The sequence below is a fragment of the Novosphingobium sp. NBM11 genome (genome assembly GCF_015390225.1).
Lineage (GTDB): Bacteria > Pseudomonadota > Alphaproteobacteria > Sphingomonadales > Sphingomonadaceae > Novosphingobium.
Genome location: NZ_VUOG01000001.1, coordinates 3006673 through 3025714, shown reverse-complemented (window position 1 = coordinate 3025714; position 19042 = coordinate 3006673). Strand labels below are relative to the sequence as shown.

Here is a 19042-nt window from a genome sequence, read left to right as displayed (position 1 = left end):
CGCCTCCTCACTTACCGGAAACGTCAACCTCGGCGGTCATCGACAGGCCCACGCGCAGCGGATGATCGCGCAGTTCCTGCGGATCGAGCGTGACACGCACGGGCAGGCGCTGGACGACCTTGATCCAGTTGCCCGTGGCATTCTGCGCGGGGATCAGCGCAAAGGACGCACCGGTGCCGCCCGAAAGCCCGGTCACCTTGCCATGATAGGTCACGCCGCCGCCATAGAGGTCAGACGTGAGCGTGACCGGCTGGCCGATCTTCACCTTGGCAAGCTGGCCTTCCTTGAAATTGGCGTCGACATAGAGCTGACCCACCGGCACCACCAGCATCAGCACACCGCCGGGCGCGACGCGCTGGCCCACCTGGACGTTGCGCCGCGTGACAATGCCATCGACGGGCGCGCGGACCACCGTGCGCTCCAGATCGAGCCGGGCCTGCGCCACGCGGGCCTCGGCGGCCTGGACTTCGGGCGCGGTGGCGACGCTGGTGCCCGCGATCAGCGCGTTGTTGGCGGCGAGTTGCCCGCTGGCCGCGCCACGGGTGGAGGCGGCCTGCGCCACGCCAGCGCGTGCGAGTTCGAGATTGGCCTGCGCCGCCGCGAAGGCGTTGGTCGCGCTCGTCAGTTCCTCGCCGGACACCGCCCCATTGGGTGCGAGGCGGCGGCGACGGTCGAGATCGATCCGGGCCTTGGTGAACTCCGCCTCGGCTGCGGCAAGCTGCGCCCGGGCGCGGGTGATGTCTGCCTCGCGCGCGGCGACCTGCGCCGCCAGCGCCGTGCTGGTCGCCGCCGTCTGGCCATACATCCGGCGGGCCTTGGCCAGTTCCGCCTCGGCCTGCGCCAGCGCGATGCGGGCATCGCGATCGTCGAGCTGCACCAGCACATCGCCCTTTTTCACGACTTGCGTATCCTGCACCGGAACGCCCGCAACCTGCGCCGCGACCATCGAGGTGACGCTGGCGGTGTCGGCCCCGACATAGGCGTTGTCGGTTTCGACATAGTGGCTGCCGACAAGCACGTACCACACGCCGTAGGCAACGGCGGCCAGCACCACCGCCGCCGCGATCGCGCGCAGAAGCGTGCGGCGTTTCTCGCTGTTGCCCGATGCAGGGGCAATCTGGGCGCCTTCGGTCGGAACGGCGGGATCGGCTTCAGCCATGGGAGGAATCCTTCGGTGCGGCAATAGCAGTGCTGGCGGCAGTATCTGCGGCCGCGCGGGTGATCGAAAATCCGCCGCCAAGCGCGCGGACAAGGGCAACATCGAGCGAGAAGGCACGCGCTTCGAGATCGGCGACGGCCATCCGGTTCTGCAACACCTGCTGCTCGGCGGTCAGAACGTTGAGATAGGTGGAGAGCCCGCCTTCGTAGCGCTGCCGGGCGATCGAGTAGGCCTGCTCCGAAGCGGCCAGCGCCTGCCGACTTTCCCCGAGGCGCGCCGCCAGCGCGTTGCGGCTGGCGACGGCGTCGGCCACTTCGCGGAACGCCGTGGCAACCGTGCCGTCATAGTTCGCGACCGCCTCGTCATAGGTGGCGCGCGCCTGCCGGTACTGGCCCTGCAGCGCCCCGCCCCGGAACAGCGGCAGGCTGATCGCGGGGCCGACCTGCCCATAGGTGGAGCCGCTGTCGAACAGGTTGCCAAGGCCCAGCGCCTGAAACCCCGCCAGCGCACTCAGCTTGATCGCCGGATAGAAATCGGCGCGCGCCACCTTGATGCGGCTGGCGGCGGCTTCCACCCGGGCACGAGCGGCGGCGATGTCAGGCCGGCGGCCGATCAGGTCGGTGGTGACGTCCACCGGCAAGCCCCGCGCGGTTGCCACCACGGCGGGCAGCGCGATGTCCATGCCGCGATCCGGCCCTTTGCCCACCAGCGCGGCGATGCGGTTGCGGGTGAGCGCGATCATTTCGTCGGTGGCGGCAAGATCAGCGCGCGAGGCCGGCACAGCGGCATCGGCCTGCTTCAGTTCGCCGCGCGTATCGAGGCCCGTGGTCACGCGGTCGGACACCAGCGCGCGCGTTTGCTGCCGCAGTTCCAGCGCCCGTGCCTGCACCGCGCGTTCCGCCGTGAGACGGGCAAGATCGGCATAGGCGCTGGCGATGTTGGTGGACAGCACCAGCCGCGCCTGTTCCAGATCGATCCGCGCCGCTTCGGCCTGCGAGGTGGCGGCCGCCAGCGCGGCCCGGTTGCGCCCCCACAGATCGAGGTCGAATTCCAGCGTGGCGGCGACCTGCCCGGTATCGTTCCACCCCTTCGGCACGAAGGCGGGCGGGATACCGTTGTTGTAGCTCTGCTTGTTTTCGCCCACGCTGCCCTGCACGCCCAGCGACGGCAGGCGTGCGGCGCCGGCCTGCTGCGCCAGGGCGCGCGCCGCGCGCAGGCGCGCCGCCGCCGCCGCCAGATCAGGTGCGCCGGCCAGTCCTTCCTCGATCAGCGCGGTCAACTGGCTGTCGCCGTAAACGTTCCACCAGTTGGCTTCGGGCCAGGCCGCAGCTGGCACCCCGTTCGCCGGCACGGGCTGGGGGGCAAGCGCGCGCGTGGCGGCAAAGCTGTCCGCCGCGCGAATCGTCGGCGCCGGTCCCTGGTGCGGAATCGACGCGCAGGCACCCAGCAACAGCGAGCCGCCGAGCGCAAGCACCGGAAGAAAACGGGAATGGTGATGAGTCATGGGAAAACCGTACTCTGTGGTACGGTTAGGCATTAACGCCGCACGGGGTCTTGTCAACATAAAACTGTACCGTATAGTACGGTCATGCCGCAGTCAGCAAAGAAAGCTCCCGGAAAGCGCGAGGCGCGCAAGATCGACAGGCGCGAAGCCATTGTCGAAGTGGCCAAGCGCCAGTTCCTCGACAACGGCTATGCCGCCACCTCGATGTCCGCGATCGCCGCCGAACTGGGCGGCTCCAAGGCCACGCTGTGGAGCTATTTTCCCAACAAGGAAGACCTGTTCGCGGCAGTGCTGGATGAGGCCACCGCCGCCTATCGCCAGCAGTTCGCCGACCTGTTGCGCCCGTCTAAGGACATGCCTTCGGCCGTTCTGCAATTCACGCGCAGCTTCATGGCAAAGCTGACCCTGCCCGAACCGTTGCGCCTGCACCGGCTGATCGTGGCGGAAAGCGGACGCAATCCGGAGCTGGGTCAGCTGTTCTTCGAACGCGCGCCCGGCCCCACGCTGGCGATGCTACGGGATTTCATGGCGGATGGAATGGCCAGCGGACAATTGCGCCAGGCCGATCCGCAGCTGGCGGCCGACGCGTTGACCTCGCTGTGCCTTGGCGGGATGCACCGGCGCATCCTGTGGGGCGCGCCACCCCCTGAGCCGGCGGCTGTCGAAACCGAAGCGCGCAACGTCACCGACATCTTCATGGCCGCTTTCGGACCGAGGCCCTGACCCGGCCGCATCGCGCCGATGCGGCCGGGCGAAAGGTTCAGACCAGCGCGTGTCCGCCGACCGCGGCCTTCAGTGCATCGGGCACCGCGGGGTCCTCGATCGTGGCCGGGGTGGTGAAATCCTCGCCATTGACGATCTTGCGCAACAGGTTGCGCAGGATTTTGCCGGAACGGGTCTTGGGCAGTTGCTGGACCACGAACGCGGTCTTCAGCGCGGCAACCGCCCCCAGTTCCGCGCGCACCGCCCGGATCACCCGGTCGCGCATCGTGTCGTCGCCCTCAGCACCCGCGCGCGGCACCACGAACGCCACGGGGATCATGCCCTTGATGGCATCGTCGGCGCCGATCACCGCGCATTCGGCCACGCCGTCGACCCCGGCGACGATCTGCTCCATCTGGCCGGTGGACAGGCGGTGCCCGGCGACGTTGATGATGTCGTCCGTGCGCCCCATGATGTGCACGAAGCCTTCGGCGTCGATGTATCCGGCATCGCCCGTCTCGTAGAAGCCGGGGAAGGCCAGGAAGTTCTTCTCGTAACCGGTCTTGTTGTTCCACAGCGTGCGGAAGGCCCCGGGCGGCAGGGGCGCGCGGATCGCGACCGCGCCGCTTTCACCGGCGGGCACGGGATGGCCGTCTTCCGACAGGATCGTGAAATCATAACCGGGCACGGGAAATCCGGCGCTGCCGCGCTTGCGGCGCAGGTCGCCCAGCGCGAAGCACGAGGCGATCGCCGGCCAGCCGAGTTCGGTCTGCCACCAGTGGTCGATCACGGGCAGCGCCGTGCAGCCTTCCGCCCAGGCGATCGTTTCCGGATCGGCCCGCTCGCCCGCGAGGAAGATCGCCTGGCACCGCCCGGTACCGATCTCGTCGATGAACCGGCCGTCGGGGTCTTCCTTGCGGATGGCGCGGATCGCGGTGGGCGCGGTGAAGAAGGTCTTCACGCCGTGGCGCGCGATGGTGCGCCAGAACGTGCCGGGATCGGGCGTGCCCACGGGCTTGCCCTCGAACAGCACCGTCGTGGCTCCGACGAGTAGCGGCGCATAGACGATGTAGCTGTGGCCGACGACCCAGCCCACATCGGACGCGGCCCAGAACACGTCACCCGCGCCGATGTCATAGATATTGGCCATCGACCAGGCGAGCGCGACGGCATGGCCGCCGTTTTCGCGCACCACACCCTTGGGCGTGCCCGTGGTGCCGGAGGTGTAGAGGATATAGAGCGGATCGGCGGCCGCGACCGGCACCGGCGCGGGCACGGAATCGGCCGCCGTCGCGGCGCGCAGGGCCTGCCAGTCGAGATCGCGCGGCGCGTGCAGCGTGCCTTCAAGCCGATCCCGCTGAAGCAGCACGACATGCTCGATCCGATGCTGCGCCAGCGCCAGCGCCTCGTCCACCATCGGCTTGTAGGCAACGACGCGCGCGCCTTCGATGCCGCAGGAGGCGGTCAGCAGCACCTTGGGCGTGGCGTCGTCGATGCGCTTGGCCAGTTCGAGCGCCGCGAAGCCGCCGAACACCACCGAATGGATCGCACCCAGCCGCGCGCAGGCCAGCATGGCGAACACGGTTTCGGGGATCATCGGCATGTAGAGGACCACCCGATCTCCCCGGCCAACGCCCAGCGAGGCCAGCATCGCGGCAACGCGGCCGGTTTCCTCGAGCAGTTCGGCGTAGCTATACTGCCGGACCGTGTCGGTGACCGGGCTGTCATAGATCAGCGCGGCGGCTTCGCCCCGCCCCGCCGCGATATGCCGGTCCAGACAATTGTGCGCGGTGTTGAGCGTACCGTCGGGAAACCACCCGCCATCTTCGTCCCACACGCGCGAAGGCGCGGAGGCCCACTCCAGCGCCTTGGCCGCTTCGGACCAGAACCGTTCCGGCTGCTCGATACTGTCGCGCCATGCGCGGCTGTAGGCTTCGCTCATCGTCGAACCTCTCCTGTCCCCGTCCCCGTACCAAGGGGTTCGGCGCCGCACCTTGATCGAACACAAGGCGCGGCGCCATTGGTCATTGGTCGATGTTCCGGCGGAAGGTTTCGGGCAGGAAGAACAGCCCGATCACCACAGTGGCCGCCGCGACCACGACCGGGTACCAGAAGCCGTGGTAGATATCGCCGTTGGCCGCGACCATCGCGAAACCGATCGCCGGCAGCAGTCCGCCCAGCCAGCCGTTGCCGATGTGGTATGGCAGCGACATCGAGGTGTAGCGGATGCGGCTGGGGAACAGTTCCACCAGCATGGCCGCGATCGGGCCATAAACCATCGTCACCAGCAGCACGAGGTAGAACAGCAGCGCGACGACGAGCGGCTTGTTCATCTGCGCCGGATCGGCCTTGGCTGGATAGCCGACCTTCTCCAGCTCGCCCACCACGGCGGGCTTGGCTTCGACCGCGGGCTTGTCGCCCTCCGCCGGCTTCGCCTTCACTTCAGGCGCACCCGCGACCTTGGCGGTGAAGGCGGCGATCGCCTTCTTCCGGTCGTCGCCGGAAACCGTGGACGGATCGGGCGCCAGGATCGTTTCCCCGCCGATGGTCACCGACGCGATGGCACCAGCCGGTGCGGCGACGTTCTCATAGTTCACCGCCGCCTTGGCGAGCGCGTTCTTGACGATATCGCAGCTGGTGGTGTCGAACTTGTTGCCGCCCACCGGATCGAACTGCGACGAGCATTCGCCAGGGAACGCCGTCACTTTCACCGGCGCCGTGGCCTGGGCCTTCGCCAGCGCGGGGTTGGCCGCGTCGGTCAAGGCATGGAACACGGGGAACAGCGTGACGGCCGCCAGCGCCGCGCCGCCGAGGATGATCGGCTTGCGACCGACCTTGTCCGAAAGCCAGCCGAAGAACAGGAAGAACGGCGTGGCCATCGCCAGCGCGATGATCGTCAGGGTGTTTGCCTGGATGCCATCCACCTTGAGCATCTTTTCCAGGAAATACATGGCGTAGAGCTGGCCGGTGTACCAGATCACGGCCTGCCCGGCGATCGCGCCGAAGAAGGCGATGAGCACGACTTTCAGGTTCTTCCATTCGCCGAACGCTTCGGTCAGCGGCGCCTTGGAGGCGGTGCCTTCCGACTTCATCTTCTGGAACACAGGCGATTCATGGAGCTTCAGGCGCAGCCACAGGCCCACCACCAGGAACAGACCCGACAGCAGGTAGGGAACGCGCCAGCCCCAAGCCTTGAACGCATCCTCGCCCAGGCCGGTCACGGGCGAACGCACCGTGATCACGATCAGCAGCGCCATGGCCAGGCCCGCCGTGGCGGTGATCTGGATCCAGCTGGTATAGAGCCCGCGCTTGTTGTTGGGCGCATGTTCGGCAACGTAGGTCGCCGCGCCGCCGTATTCGCCACCCAGCGCCAGACCCTGGAACATGCGCAGGACGACCAGCATGATCGGCGCGGCGACGCCGACCGTCTCGTAGGTGGGAAGGCAGCCGACCAGGAAGGTGGAAAGCCCCATCACCACCAGCGTGATGATGAAGGTATAGCGCCGGCCGAAGGTATCGCCGATCTTGCCGAAGACCAGCGCGCCGAACGGGCGGACGATGAAGCCCGCCGCAAAGACCAGCAGCGCCATGATGAACGACGTGGTCGGGTTCAGCCCGGTCAGGAACTTGGCCGCGATGATCGAGGTCAGCAGACCATAGAGGTAGAAATCGTACCATTCGAACACCGTGCCCAGCGATGATGCCGTGATGATCAGCTTTTCGCTGTGTGTCGCCTGATGATGCTTTGGCAGTCCGACGGCATCCGCCGGTATTTCCTGATAGTCCATGATTGCCTCTCCCAGTCCCAGACAGGATCTGAACGTCTATTTTACGGCTGTTCGACCCGAAGAGCCGCGTGCATCGTTATGATTTTTAAGTACTTCTTCTAGAAACTATACTTCGCGGCGAAATCCAGGCGATCGACGTGGCCGTTCAGATCGTTGACCAGACGCCGGTCACCATGGCGGTATTCGACACCAAGGTCGACATTCTTGACCGGCGAATAGAATACGTTGCCGGCGATGCTCCACGCCTGGCGGTTGTACATGGCGATGCCCGCCGTGGTGCGGTTGAGATAGCCGGCGTAGCTCACGCGCTGGAAGCTGCCGATCAGGTTCACCCGCCATTGATCGTTCAGCGCGAAGCGGCCCGAGCCGAACAGGGCCAGGTTGCGCACGCTGCCGAGCTGGCCATTGGCCTGCAGCACCGTATCCGGGCTGAAGTTCAGGCCCAGGTAGCGGCCAATCCCTTCGCCATAGGTCGCCTGGAAGCGGATGTCGCTGGTGTGCTTTTCGTTGAGGAATATCTTGCCGGTGGTGCTGATGCCCCAGCCCACGCGCGAATCGCTGATGTGGGCCAAGCCAGTCCGCGCGTTGTCCACGCGCAGCTGGCGGCCCAGCGCGGCAACGTCGAGGAACCCGAACTTGCCCGCATATTCCAGCCGCGCGGTGAAATCGGGCGCGTGGTCCTCGCCATTCTCGATCAGCGCGGCGGCGCCCGCCGTGGCCGAAGCTGTTTCAGGATTCTCCGCCGCCAGGTGCAACGTCAGCCCCTTGTCGAGCGGCAGGCTGTAGCGGACCATCGGCTGGCGCACGAAGATCAGGCCATCGACGCCGCCGACATAGTCGGTGCTTTCGGGATAGACGGCCGGGTTCGAGAAGTTGGTGAATTCCTGCCCGAACATCCACCGATCGAACTGCACGAACGCGCGCCGCATGGCGAGGTCATAGGCGTTGGTCGTCCGCTGCGTGCCCTGCCCCAGCGCCTGTGGCGTGCCCGGCGCGGCCTGGAAGTCGAACTCGATATAGGCCTTCAGCGCGTGGCTGCCGAGCTTGGTGTTGGCATCCACCCAGAACCGGGTCTGCTTGGCGGTGAAATCGGTCACGCGCGTCGGCGAGGTCGGGCTGGCCGGGTTGAACACCGGGATCGACTGCGGCAGGTAGAGGTCGCGCCCCAGCGAATTGCTGGGATCGTCGCCGCCGCTGTAGCGCGCGCTGCTAGCCAGCAGCTTGATGTAACCCGAGAGGACGACGTTGGAATTGCCCGAACGGAAGCCCTGCTTCGGCGCGGCGTCCGCCAGCGCGGTGGCCTTGGCCGTCGCCTCGTCGCTTTTCGTGGCGGCGGCTTCCGCCGTGCGGGTCGCGACCAGCGCCTGGGCCTGCGCCTGTTCGGCGGTCTGCCGCACCGCGATAGCCTGATCGGCATGGACCGCCTGCTCGTCGCGCGCGCTCTTGAGATCGGCACGCAGCTGCGTCATTTCGGCTTCGAGCCGTTGCAGGCGCGCTTCGAGTGCGGCTTCACGGCTGGTCGGACGTGCCTGGACCATGCCGGGCACCGCCAGCGCGGTTGCTGCAAGCAGCCAAACAGACCCCCTGATCTTGATGCTCATTCGGACAATCCCTCTCCCGGTGCCCATCTGGCGAGGCACTGCGGATAGGTTTTTCCTTGAACCGGAACTGGTAACCAGCCGGAGCTTGGTCTTATATCTACGACCATTGTCTAGGCGCGCCGCTCCGGCCCCGTGCGGTAGGGTTGCGGCAACGAATTATGTGAGGAGAGCCTGAGTATGGGTGAGGCCATCTACCCCGTTCCGTCGGAATGGTCGGCCAACGCGCTGATCGACGATGCGCGCTATCAGGAAATGTACCGCCGCTCCGTCGAGGAGCCCGACGCGTTCTGGCGCGAGGAAGCGCAGCGGATCGACTGGATCAAGCCGTTCACCCGCGTCAAGGAAACCAGCTTTCACGAGGCCGATTTCGGCATCAAGTGGTTCGCCGACGGCACGCTGAACCTGTCCGCCAACTGCCTGGACCGGCACCTGGCCGAACGCGGCGACGCCATCGCCATCCTGTGGGAGCCGGACAGCCCCGAGGATGCGGAACGCCGCATCACCTATCGCCAGCTTCACGAGGACGTCTGCCGCTTCGCCAACCTCCTGCGCGCCAAGGGCGTGAAGAAGGGCGAGCGGGTGACGATCTACCTGCCGATGGTGCCCGAAGCCGCCGTGGCCATGCTGGCCTGCGCGCGCATTGGCGCCATCCATTCGATCGTGTTCGCGGGCTTTTCGCCCGACGCGCTCGCCGGCCGCATCATCGACTGCGACAGCCGCATCGTGCTCACCTCCGACGAAGGGCTGCGTGGCGGCAAGAAGGTGCCGCTCAAGGCCAATGTCGATGAAGCGCTCAAGCAGTGCCCCGATGTCGATACCGTGATCATGCTCCGCCGCACCGGCGCCGCCGTGGCCATGGTCGAAGGCCGCGATGTCGACTGGGCGACCGCCGTCGCCACGCAAGCCGCCGAATGCGCGCCCGAGGAAATGAGCGCGGAAGACCCGCTGTTCATCCTCTACACCTCCGGCTCCACCGGCAAGCCCAAGGGCGTGCTGCACACCACCGGCGGCTATTCGGTCTGGGCATCGCTGACGCACCAGTACGTGTTCGACTACCGGCCCGGCCAGATCTACTGGTGCGCGGCGGACATCGGCTGGGTCACGGGCCATTCGTATGTGGTCTATGGCCCGCTGGCCAATGGCGCGACCACGGTGATGTTCGAAGGCGTGCCCAACTTCCCCGATGCCAGCCGCTTCTGGCAGGTGGTGGACAAGTTCGGCGTCGAGATCTTCTATGGCGCCCCCACCGCGTTGCGCGCGCTGATGCGCGAAGGCGACGAATGGGTGAAGAAGACCAGCCGCAAGACGCTGCGCCTGCTGGGTTCGGTGGGCGAGCCGATCAATCCCGAAGCCTGGGAATGGTATCACAAGGTGGTGGGCGAAGGCCGCTGCCCGATCGTCGACACCTGGTGGCAGACCGAAACCGGCGGCGCGATGATCACGCCCCTGCCCGGCGCCACGGCGCTGAAGCCGGGTTCCGCCACGCGCCCGATATTCGGCGTGAAGCCTGCGCTGGTCGACAACGACGGCACGTTCCTGGACGGGGCGACCGACGGCTGCCTGGTCGTGACCGATTCGTGGCCTGGCCAGATGCGCACCGTGTGGGGCGATCACGAACGCTTCTTCCAGACCTATTTCACCACGTTCAAGGGCCTCTATTTCACCGGTGACGGCGCCCGCCGCGACGAGGACGGGTACTTCTGGATCACGGGCCGCATCGACGACGTGATCAACGTGTCCGGCCACCGCATGGGCACGGCCGAGATCGAAAGCGCGCTGGTCGCCCATCCCAAGGTGGCCGAAGCCGCCGTGGTGGGGATGCCGCACGAGATCAAGGGTCAGGGCATCTACGCCTACGTCACCTGCAATGCCGAGATCGAACCTGACGAGGCGCTGCGCAAGGAGCTGATCCAGTGGGTGCGGCACGAGATCGGCCCGATCGCCACGCCGGACGTGATCCAGTTCGCTCCCGGCCTGCCCAAGACGCGGAGCGGCAAGATCATGCGGCGAATCCTCCGCAAGATCGCAGAAAACGACGTAAGTAACCTTGGCGATACGTCTACCCTTGCCGATCCTTCGGTCGTGGACCATCTTCTGGCCAATCGACCGAAATTGGCGGAGGCCGTATAAGTACGATCCTGATCGCCGACGATCACCCGCTGTTCCGTCAGGCCCTGACGGTCGCGGTTGCCCACGTCGCGCCCGAAGCGAAAATCCTGGAAGCAGGCACGCTGGCCGCCGCCGCGAAGGCGACGGCCGACGCGCCCGACTTGCGCCTTATCACGCTGGACCTGAAGATGCCGGGCGCGGTGGGCTATTCCGGGATCGCCCTGCTCCACGCCGAAAAGCCCGATGTGCCGATCCTGGTGGTGTCGAGCGCCGAGGGCGCCAACGCCGCGCAGGAGGCGCGCGCATTCGGCGCGGTGGGCTTCCTGCGCAAGGATGCCGATCTGACCGTGATCGAGGATGCCATCCGGAAGGCGCTGGGACGGCCCGAGGAGATTCACCCGCAGGCCGAGCCTGTCGATCAGGTTCGCCGCGAGGTGGCGGGCCTGACGCCGACTCAACTCAAGGTGCTGCTCGCGGTGCTGGAAGGCAAACTCAACAAGCAGATCGCCCACGACCTTGGTATGAGTGAAGCCACCGTCAAGGCGCACATGACCGCGATCATGCGCAAGCTGGACGTGCGCAACCGCACGCAGGCCGCGCTGGTCGCGCGGTCACTGGGGCTCGACCTCGCGCATTGAGACCCGCGCGAGGAAGGCTTCCAGCGCGGACGGATCGATCGGCTTCACGAACAGCGGAATACCGCGCCGGCGCGCGCGGCGGCGCAGTTGCGCGCCGCTTTCGGCCGTGACCATCGCCATCGGCATGGCCGGACGATCCTTGTGGATCAGATCGGCCAGGGCAATGCCGTCCTCCCCGCCATCGAGGTGGAAATCGAGCAGCGCGACATCCGCGCGCCCCACCAGCGCCAGCGCCTCGGCCATAGTCGCGGCGCCCAGCACAGTATGACCGCTCCCGCCCAGAAGGGCTTCCGAAGCTTCGATGATGACGGGATCGTTGTCCACCACCAGCACCGTCAGCGCGCGGACCGGCCGGCCGGCGCTGAAAGGCGTGTGCGCATCTGCGTCCTCGTCGGGCATCGCGACGGCGGGCAGGATCACGCTGAACCGGCTGCCTTTGCCCGGCGTTGACGCAAGCTCCAGGCGAACGCCGAGCAGCCTGGCGATCCGTTCCACGATGGCAAGGCCAAGGCCAAGGCCTTCGGCCTCCACCGCCCCCAAGCGGGTAAATTCGGAAAACACCGCCTTCTGCTGGTCTTCGGGAATGCCCACACCCGTATCGACCACGTCAATCCGCAGCGTGGTGCCGCGCCGGCGGACGCCGACGAGAATGCCGCCCTGCTCGGTATAGCGCACGGCGTTCGACAGCAGGTTCTGAAGAACGGAGCGCAGGAGGCCGGGGTCGGTTTCCACTGCGCCGAACACCGGCCCCACCGTCAGCCGCAGTTCCTTTTCCTCCGCCATCGGGCGAATGCCTTCGGCGATGTCGCGCAGCAGGCGCGCCAGCGGAATCACCTCGGGACTGGGCTGGATGCCGCCAGCATCGAGCTTGCTGATATCGAGCAGCGCGCGCAGCAGGTCTTCTGCCGCCACGATCGAGCGCTCCACCCGCGCGACCATGATTTTCGCGCCGCCTTCCACGCTGCGATCAAGAGCGGAAGCGAACAGCCGCGCCGCATGAAGCGGCTGCAGCAGATCGTGGCTGGCCGCAGCAAGGAAGCGCGTCTTCTCGCGCGTCGATTCGGCCAGCAGGCGATTGGCTTCGGACAATTCCCGCGTGCGTTCGGCGACGCGGCTTTCCAGTTGTTCCAACGTGCGCCGCAGTTCCCCCCGCACGCGAGCTTCCTCGGTCGTATCGGCGAAGGCGGTGACATAGCCGCCGCCCGGCATCGGTCCACCGGTGGACCGGATGACGCGCCCGTCGGGCCGCACGCGCTCCGACGTGAACGTCCGGCGTGCGCGCAGATGCGCCAACCGCTTCTCCACTTCCTCGTCCGGCGTCCCCGCGAAATGGCCGCGCTCGACGTTGAAGCGGATCAGGTCGGCGATGGGGACGCCCACGCGCACCAGCCCCGGCGGGTAGTTGAACAGTTCGATGTATTGCGTGTTCCACGCCACCAGATTGAGGTCCGCATCGATGACGCTGATGCCCGAATGCAGGTTCTCGAACGTGGCCGCCAGCAGCGTGCGCGAGAAGCGGAGCGACTGGCCGCCCTCGTCAAGCAGCCGCGCCACATCCTCGATGCTCATCTGCGCGCCGGCCAGCGCGGAGGCGACGAGCGTGCGCGCCGACGAGACTCCAACCACCCCGGCGATGAGGTCCTGCGCCCGTCGGGCCGTCAGCCGATCGACCGGCAGCGCCCGCCGGTAGACCGGAAACTCCTCTTCCGCCCGTTCCTCGCCCGTGAAGCGACCGACCAGATCGGCCAGTTCGCCGATGTTGCGTACCGGCCGCGCGCCACGCAACATGATCGGCAGGCGGCTTCCGGGATCGCGCCCCGCCGTCCCGGCAACAAGCACGATCAGGTTGGCCGCCATGCTCCACAGCACGCCATGCACCAGCGGGCTGGCATGGCCGATGCCGAGCAGGCGCAAGGGATCGGCCAACGTTCCGGCCAACGCGGTCATCCACGCTTCGGGCAGGACCTGCGGCATGGCCAGCGTCCACAGCCACAGCGCGAAGCCGGCGGCCAGGCTGGCGCGCCCGGCAACCGGATCGCGATCCTTGCCGAAAATCCCCAGCACGAAATGCGGGGTGAACTGCGCCATCGCCGCAAAAGCGACCAGCCCGATCGAGGCGAGCGAGCTGCGCGGCGACAGCATCAGCGCCCAGACCAGCGCCAGCGCGACGATGCCGACGATCGCCGAGCGCCGCACCACCATCATCCGCCGCCCCAGAGCGCCGGCGGCATCGTCGGTCTCGCTGCGCAGAACGGCGGGGAAGATCAGGTCGTTCGAGACCATCGTCGCCAACGCGGTGGCGTCCACGATGACCATGGCGCTGGCAGAACTGATCCCGCCGAGCAGCGCGATGGATGTCAGCCAGTGCAGCCCTGCGGCATCGGGAAGCGCCAGCACAAACAGGTCGGGCACGGCGGCGGGCGGCAAGGCCACAAGCCCCGCAAGGGCGATCGGCAGGACCAGCACCGCCATGCCACCGACATAGGCCGCCACGCCCCACCGCGCGCGCGGCAGGTCATCGGGCTGCTGCGCTTCGGCCAGGCCCATGAAGAACTGGCGCGGCAGTACCACGATCGCCATCGCGGAAATCATGCCGATCACCACGAATTCGAACGAGAGATGCGAGGGAGCGAAACGCGCCGCCGTTTCGCGCAATCCGACAGCGAACCGCTCCGGCGGCGCCTGCGCGATGACATAGACGGCGATCGCGCTCACCACGATCAGCGCCACCAGCTTGATGATCGATTCCAGCGCGATCGAGAACAACATGCCCTCGCTTCGCCCGGCGACTTCATACCGCCGCGCGCCGAACAGGATCGCGAAAGCGGCAAGCACGACCGACGCGGCAACCATCACCGGTACCGCGACGTCGCTGCCCGAAACGACCGCTATGGCACTGCCGATCGAGCGCAATTGCAGCGCGACGTAGGGAATGATGCCCACCAGCGCGATCAGCGTGACCAGCCGCGCCATTCCGGGATCGTGCCCGAAGCGGGCGGCGATGAAATCCGAAATGGTGGTGGCCTTTTCCTCGTGCACCGCTTCGGCCAGCCGCCGCAGCAGGGCCGGGGCGAAAATCAGCAGCAGCGACGGCGCGAGGTAGATCGGCAGGTAGTTCCACCCTTCGCGCACCGCGCTGCCGACCGCGCCATAGAACGTCCAGCTCGAACAATAGACGCCCAGCGCCAGCGTATAGGCGACATGGCGCAGCGCCGGCCGGCTGCGCGCCGCTTCCGCGCGCGCTTCGACCAGGGCGGCAACGACGAACAGGATACCAATCAGTGCAAGCGCATAGAGCGCCGCCAACGTCAGGCTCATCCCTGGTGGCCTTTCGAGCTACTCCCGCGTCCTTAGCAACAGACGGACACATGGCAAGCGATGCCACGCTCAAATGACGCAGAGGGGCGGGAGAAATCGATCAGGGAATCAGGGAAGAAGCCGGGTCGGTTCGCCTGCGGCGGCTGCGGCTTCCTGCTTCGCCTTTTCTACCGCATCGGACTTCTCGGCAAAGCGCATCACCACCAGCGTGCCTTCGAACAGGAACAGCAGCGGAATGGCGAGCATCAGCTGCGACACGACATCGGGCGGCGTAATCACGGCAGCCAGCGCGGTGATCCCGACGATCACGTAGCGCCGCGCCGCCACCAGTTGCGCGCGCGTGACGATCCCGGCGCGGTTCAGCAGCATGAGCAACACCGGCAACAGGAAGCTGATGCCGAACGCCAGGATGAACTGCATGACGAGGTTCAGGTAATCGCCCGTGCCCGGCAGCGCCTCCAGATGCAGCCCGCCCTTGTCGCCCTGAAAGCCGAGGAACCATTTGAAGGCCGTGGGCATGACGATGAAGTAGGCCAGGCTGGCGCCGGCGGTGAACAGGATCGGCGTAGCGATCAGGAACGGCAGGAACGCCTTCTTTTCGCGCGCATAGAGCCCCGGAGCCACGAAGGCCCACAGCTGGTTGGCGATGATCGGAAAGCTCAGCAGGAACGCGGCAAACAGGGAAACCTTCAGTTCCACGAAGAACGCTTCGTAGAGCTTGGTGTAGATCAGCTTGCCCTGCCCCGGCGGAAACGCTTCCATCAGCGGACGCGCCAGCAGCGCGAAGATATCGTCCGCGAAATAGAAGCAGATCGCGAACGTGACCGCCAGCGCATAGACGCAGCGCAACAGCCGCGTGCGCAGTTCCAGCAGGTGGTCCAGCAAGGGCGCCTGCGTTTCGTCGATATCGCGAATCATAGCAGTCGGGGTGCGTCGGTTTGAGATGCGGGAGCAGCTGGCGCGGGTTCGACCGGCGGCGTCGGCGCGTGCGCCGCGACTTCGGGCATGACGGCCGGCGCCGCGACCTGATCGGCAGCGGCATCAGGCGTCTGCCCTTCGGCGGCCTTCCCCCCGGCCTGCGCGGCATCCTGCGCCATGATCGCGGCGTTCTGTTCGCGCCACTTGCGCTCCATTTCCTCCATTTCCGCCTCGCGGATCATGGTTTCGATCCCCGCGCGAAAATGGTTGGAGACGCGGCGGATCTTGCCCATCCAGCGGCCTGCCGTGCGCAGGGCGAGCGGCAGGTCCTTGGGGCCGATCACCACGATGGCGACAATGGCCACCAGCAGCAGCTCTGACGGCGCTACGTCGAACATGGTTCAGATCGGGTCCGGTATCCGGGCTGTGTCAGGCGTTGCCCGAGGGTCCGTGCTGCTCCGCCGGAGCGGCAGTGGTCTGCGCGGACGGCGCCGGCGGCGTCGACTGCTGAAGCTGCGGCGGCGGCGCGGTTACCGGACGATCGGTCTCTTCCGTCATACCCTGCTTGAAGCTTTTGATACCCTTGCCGAAATCGCCCATCATTTCGGAAATGCGACCACGCCCGAAAAGCACGAGAACGACCAGCGCGAGGATAATCAGGTGCGGTAGGGACAGGCTACCCATCGTAAAATCTCCTTCTCCGCTCCAGATAGGACATCTCGTGCGGAATCGCCAGTCAATCCAAGCCGTAAAGAGTCAATCAGGCCGCAAAGATTCGTCTTCGACGTCGGAAAAGGCCGGTTCGGCATCAGCCTGATCCTCGTCATCATGCCCGGTCAAGGCCGCGAAAACATCGTCCACCGGGTCAAGCAGGCCGGCGGCGCGCAATTCGTCGATCCCCGGCAGGTCCCGGCGCGATTCCAGCCCGAAGTGCGCAAGGAAGCCGGGCGTCGTGGCATAGATCGTGGGCCGCCCCGGCACCTCGCGCCGGCCGGCGACGCGAATCCAGCCCGCTTCCAGCAGCACGTCCAGCGTGCCGCGCGATGTCTGCACGCCCCGGATCGCCTCGATCTCGGCGCGGCTGACCGGTTCGTGATAGGCGATGATCGCCAAGGCCTCGGTCGCGGCCCGCGACAGACGGCGCACATCCTCGCGCTCCGTTCGCAGCAGGTGGGCCAGATCGGCCGCCGTCTGGAAATGCCAGCAGCCGCCGCGCTCGACGAGTTCGATCCCGCGCCCGGCATAGTGCGCGACAAGCTGCTCCAGCGCGCCATCAACCCGCGCGCCGCCGAGATGGGCGGACAGTTGCTGGGGCGTCAGCGGCTCGCCGGATGCGAACAGGGCCGCTTCCACGGCGCGAACGAGATCGTCGGGCGATTCTCCCCGGGCATGGATCAGGCCGTCCGCCCGATCCTCCGGCAGTTCTTCCATCATGATTGCGCCGCCCGCAGCATGAGCGGCCCGAACATTTCGTCCTGCGCGATCTCGGCTCTCCCCTGCTTGGCCAGTTCCAGCGCCGCGACGAAGCTGGAGGCCAGCGCAGAACGGCGCAATTGCGGATCGGTCCAGGCGGGATCGCGCCGCGACGGCAGGAACGCGCGCAAGTCCATCCAGTCCACGGTCACGCCTAGCATCGTCGCCACGCGGGTGAGCGCGGATTCCAGCGTCATCACCGGGCGTTCGCGCACCATGTGGACCACGGGCGCGGTGCGCACCTTCACCTGACCATAGGCCTGCATCAGCATGAACAGGTCACACTCCCAGCGTCGCCCTTGATCGACATGGAGCCCTTCCGGCGCACCGCGCGCAAACACGTCGCGCCCCAGCCGGTCCCGCGCCATCAGCCGCGCCCCGGCTTCGCGCATCGCGCCCAGCCGTTGCAGCCGCAATTGCAGGCGCAGCGCCAGTTCCTCGGGCGAAGGCTGGATTTCCGGATCGTCCGGCAGCAGCAGCAGCGACTTGAGGTAAGCGAGCCAGGCCGCCATCACCAGGTAGTCCGCCGCCAGTTCCAGCTTCAACGCCTCGGCCCGCTCGATATAGCCGAGGTACTGGTCTACCAGTTCGAGGATCGAAATCCGCCGGAGATCCACCTTCTGCCGGCGGGCAAGGTCCAGCAGCAGATCGAGCGGCCCTTCCCAGCCGTCCAGCTCCAGATAGAGCGAAGCGTCCTCGGTCGCCGCCGAGGCCACGCCGTTCCACACCGCATCGCCATCGAACAGCGAGGCAGGCGGGGCGGCGGCCTGCTCCATCAGGCGTGCGCCTCCGCCAGCGCGAGCAATTCGTCACGCCGGGCGACAAGCGCCGCGTGCCGCTCCCTTGATGCAGGGGAAGCGAAATCGATCGTGTCCCGCAGCGCACGGACCAGCCGGTCCTGCGCGGCCGCGCTGATCGTCGGGGTGGCGCTGGCGATACCGACCATGTCGTCCATCTTCGCCCAGCAGTTGAGCACCAGATCGCACCCGGCGGCAATGGCCCGGGCGGCGCGTTCGGGCACGCTGCCCGCCAGCGCTTCCATGTCGAGATCGTCGGTCATCAGCAGACCGTCGAACCCGATGCGCTTGCGGATCACTTCGCCGATCACGAACGGCGATTGCGTAGCGGGGTTTTCAGCATCCCACGCGGTGTAGCGGACGTGCGCGGTCATCCCGATCGCTGCCCCGGCCAGCGTGCGGAACGGCTCCAGATCGATGTCGAGTTCCTCGGCCGAAGCATCGACCGTGGGCATTTCCTTGTGGCTATCCGCCGTGGCGCGGCCATGCCCCGGCATGTGCTTGATCACCCCGGCCAGGCCCGCGCGCGCCAGCCCGTCCAGCGCCGCGCGGCCAAGCGCCGCCACGCGCAGCGGCTCCGAGCCATAGGCGCGATCGCCGATCACATCGTGCGCGCCGGGTTGGCGCACATCGAGCAGCGGCAGCAGATCGACGCTGATCCCCGCTTCGGCCAGATCGAGCCCCAGCGCCTCGGCATTGGCGCGGGCCGCCTCGATCGCGGTCGCCGGCGCCACGTCCCACAGCCGGTCGAACCGTTCGCCGGGTGGATAGGATGGCCACACCGGCGGCTTCATCCGCGCCACGCGGCCGCCTTCCTGATCGATGCAGATCAGCGTGCGGTCGCGCCCGTGCAGCGCGCGCAAATCGTCGGTCAGTGCCCGCAGTTGCGCGCGATCGGCCACGTTGCGGCCGAACAGCACGTAGCCAGCCGGATCGGCATCGCGGAGGAAAGCGCGCTCGTTATCGGTGAGAGTCAGGCCCGAAAGGCCGAAGATCGCCGGAACCATGCGGCAGGATTCGGCCAAAACCCGCCAT

The 19042-nt window shown here is 67.0% G+C and carries 15 protein-coding genes; 3 read left to right on the top strand and 12 right to left on the bottom strand.

The features are described 5' to 3' along the window. Window positions 1–7 precede the first annotated feature (7 nt). Both F1640_RS14645 and F1640_RS14640 read right to left on the bottom strand, forming a co-directional pair. Window positions 8–1159, bottom strand: a complete 1152-nt coding sequence (locus F1640_RS14645) for an HlyD family efflux transporter periplasmic adaptor subunit (protein ID WP_124807711.1) — start codon at window positions 1157–1159, stop codon at window positions 8–10. Continuing rightward, window positions 1152–2663 (bottom strand): efflux transporter outer membrane subunit, encoded by a 1512-nt coding sequence (locus F1640_RS14640; RefSeq protein ID WP_194919838.1) that lies wholly within the window; start codon window positions 2661–2663, stop codon window positions 1152–1154. Before F1640_RS14640 ends, F1640_RS14645 begins: the two co-directional genes overlap by 8 nt. Window positions 2664–2747: 84 nt before the next feature. Here F1640_RS14640 and F1640_RS14635 point away from each other — a divergent pair, with 84 nt between their 5' ends. Continuing rightward, window positions 2748–3386, top strand: a complete 639-nt coding sequence (locus tag F1640_RS14635) for a TetR/AcrR family transcriptional regulator (RefSeq protein WP_124807713.1) — start codon at window positions 2748–2750, stop codon at window positions 3384–3386. A gap of 37 nt (window positions 3387–3423) precedes the next feature. Here F1640_RS14635 and F1640_RS14630 read toward each other — a convergent pair whose 3' ends face one another. The 3 genes from F1640_RS14630 to F1640_RS14620 form a co-directional block, all read right to left on the bottom strand. Next, window positions 3424–5307, bottom strand: coding sequence for an AMP-binding protein (locus tag F1640_RS14630; RefSeq protein WP_194919836.1), 1884 nt, complete (start codon window positions 5305–5307; stop codon window positions 3424–3426). Window positions 5308–5389: 82 nt separating this feature from the next. Then, window positions 5390–7153, bottom strand: a complete 1764-nt coding sequence (locus F1640_RS14625) for an MFS transporter (RefSeq protein ID WP_194919834.1) — start codon at window positions 7151–7153, stop codon at window positions 5390–5392. A gap of 98 nt (window positions 7154–7251) precedes the next feature. Next, the gene (locus F1640_RS14620) at window positions 7252–8754 is read right to left on the bottom strand and encodes a DcaP family trimeric outer membrane transporter (RefSeq protein ID WP_124807716.1); all 1503 of its coding nucleotides are present in this window, start codon (window positions 8752–8754) and stop codon (window positions 7252–7254) included. A gap of 177 nt (window positions 8755–8931) precedes the next feature. Between F1640_RS14620 and acs the strand changes: the two genes are divergently transcribed. Both acs and F1640_RS14610 read left to right on the top strand, forming a co-directional pair. Then, window positions 8932–10884 carry an acetate--CoA ligase gene (gene acs, locus F1640_RS14615; RefSeq protein WP_194919832.1) on the top strand — a complete coding sequence of 651 codons (1953 nt, stop codon included), beginning with the start codon at window positions 8932–8934 and terminating at the stop codon, window positions 10882–10884. After that, complete coding sequence (locus tag F1640_RS14610) at window positions 10881–11501, top strand: response regulator transcription factor (protein WP_194921452.1); 621 nt, start codon at window positions 10881–10883, stop codon at window positions 11499–11501. The genes acs and F1640_RS14610 overlap by 4 nt, the downstream gene beginning before the upstream one ends. Here the strand turns inward: F1640_RS14610 and F1640_RS14605 are convergent. From F1640_RS14605 to nagZ, 7 genes are all read right to left on the bottom strand, one after another. After that, window positions 11475–14819: a PAS domain-containing hybrid sensor histidine kinase/response regulator gene (locus tag F1640_RS14605; protein ID WP_194919829.1), complete on the bottom strand. Its 3345-nt coding sequence runs from the start codon at window positions 14817–14819 to the stop codon at window positions 11475–11477. The two genes, F1640_RS14610 and F1640_RS14605, sit on opposite strands and share 27 nt — an antisense overlap. A gap of 108 nt (window positions 14820–14927) precedes the next feature. After that, entirely contained in the window at window positions 14928–15737 is an 810-nt protein-coding gene (gene tatC, locus F1640_RS14600) for a twin-arginine translocase subunit TatC (RefSeq protein WP_124807720.1), read from the bottom strand. Beyond that, the gene (gene tatB, locus F1640_RS14595; RefSeq protein WP_194919827.1) at window positions 15734–16135 is read right to left on the bottom strand and encodes a Sec-independent protein translocase protein TatB; all 402 of its coding nucleotides are present in this window, start codon (window positions 16133–16135) and stop codon (window positions 15734–15736) included. Before tatB ends, tatC begins: the two co-directional genes overlap by 4 nt. A 31-nt stretch (window positions 16136–16166) precedes the next feature. Next, the gene (locus F1640_RS14590; RefSeq protein WP_125954845.1) at window positions 16167–16421 is read right to left on the bottom strand and encodes a twin-arginine translocase TatA/TatE family subunit; all 255 of its coding nucleotides are present in this window, start codon (window positions 16419–16421) and stop codon (window positions 16167–16169) included. Window positions 16422–16493: 72 nt separating this feature from the next. Continuing rightward, window positions 16494–17171 carry an SMC-Scp complex subunit ScpB gene (gene scpB / locus F1640_RS14585; RefSeq protein ID WP_375336193.1) on the bottom strand — a complete coding sequence of 226 codons (678 nt, stop codon included), beginning with the start codon at window positions 17169–17171 and terminating at the stop codon, window positions 16494–16496. Beyond that, on the bottom strand, window positions 17168–17986 hold the full coding sequence (locus tag F1640_RS14580; protein WP_194919826.1) for a ScpA family protein: 819 nt from the start codon (window positions 17984–17986) through the stop codon (window positions 17168–17170). The genes scpB and F1640_RS14580 overlap by 4 nt, the downstream gene beginning before the upstream one ends. After that, window positions 17986–19014 carry a beta-N-acetylhexosaminidase gene (gene nagZ / locus F1640_RS14575; RefSeq protein WP_194919824.1) on the bottom strand — a complete coding sequence of 343 codons (1029 nt, stop codon included), beginning with the start codon at window positions 19012–19014 and terminating at the stop codon, window positions 17986–17988. The genes F1640_RS14580 and nagZ overlap by 1 nt, the downstream gene beginning before the upstream one ends. Window positions 19015–19042: the final 28 nt, after the last annotated feature.

Bases quoted from the DNA above. Each gene is read 5' to 3' on its own strand.
- F1640_RS14645 (WP_124807711.1), bottom strand. From the start codon at position 1,159: ATGGCTGAAGCCGATCCCGCCGTTCCGACCGAAGGCGCCCAGATTGCC.
- F1640_RS14640 (WP_194919838.1), bottom strand. From the start codon at position 2,663: ATGACTCATCACCATTCCCGTTTTCTTCCGGTGCTTGCGCTCGGCGGC.
- F1640_RS14635 (WP_124807713.1), top strand. From the start codon at position 2,748: ATGCCGCAGTCAGCAAAGAAAGCTCCCGGAAAGCGCGAGGCGCGCAAG.
- F1640_RS14630 (WP_194919836.1), bottom strand. From the start codon at position 5,307: ATGAGCGAAGCCTACAGCCGCGCATGGCGCGACAGTATCGAGCAGCCG.
- F1640_RS14625 (WP_194919834.1), bottom strand. From the start codon at position 7,153: ATGGACTATCAGGAAATACCGGCGGATGCCGTCGGACTGCCAAAGCAT.
- F1640_RS14620 (WP_124807716.1), bottom strand. From the start codon at position 8,754: ATGAGCATCAAGATCAGGGGGTCTGTTTGGCTGCTTGCAGCAACCGCG.
- acs (WP_194919832.1), top strand. From the start codon at position 8,932: ATGGGTGAGGCCATCTACCCCGTTCCGTCGGAATGGTCGGCCAACGCG.
- F1640_RS14605 (WP_194919829.1), bottom strand. From the start codon at position 14,819: ATGAGCCTGACGTTGGCGGCGCTCTATGCGCTTGCACTGATTGGTATC.
- tatC (WP_124807720.1), bottom strand. From the start codon at position 15,737: ATGATTCGCGATATCGACGAAACGCAGGCGCCCTTGCTGGACCACCTG.
- tatB (WP_194919827.1), bottom strand. From the start codon at position 16,135: ATGTTCGACGTAGCGCCGTCAGAGCTGCTGCTGGTGGCCATTGTCGCC.
- F1640_RS14590 (WP_125954845.1), bottom strand. From the start codon at position 16,421: ATGGGTAGCCTGTCCCTACCGCACCTGATTATCCTCGCGCTGGTCGTT.
- scpB (WP_375336193.1), bottom strand. From the start codon at position 17,171: ATGATGGAAGAACTGCCGGAGGATCGGGCGGACGGCCTGATCCATGCC.
- F1640_RS14580 (WP_194919826.1), bottom strand. From the start codon at position 17,986: ATGGAGCAGGCCGCCGCCCCGCCTGCCTCGCTGTTCGATGGCGATGCG.
- nagZ (WP_194919824.1), bottom strand. From the start codon at position 19,014: ATGGTTCCGGCGATCTTCGGCCTTTCGGGCCTGACTCTCACCGATAAC.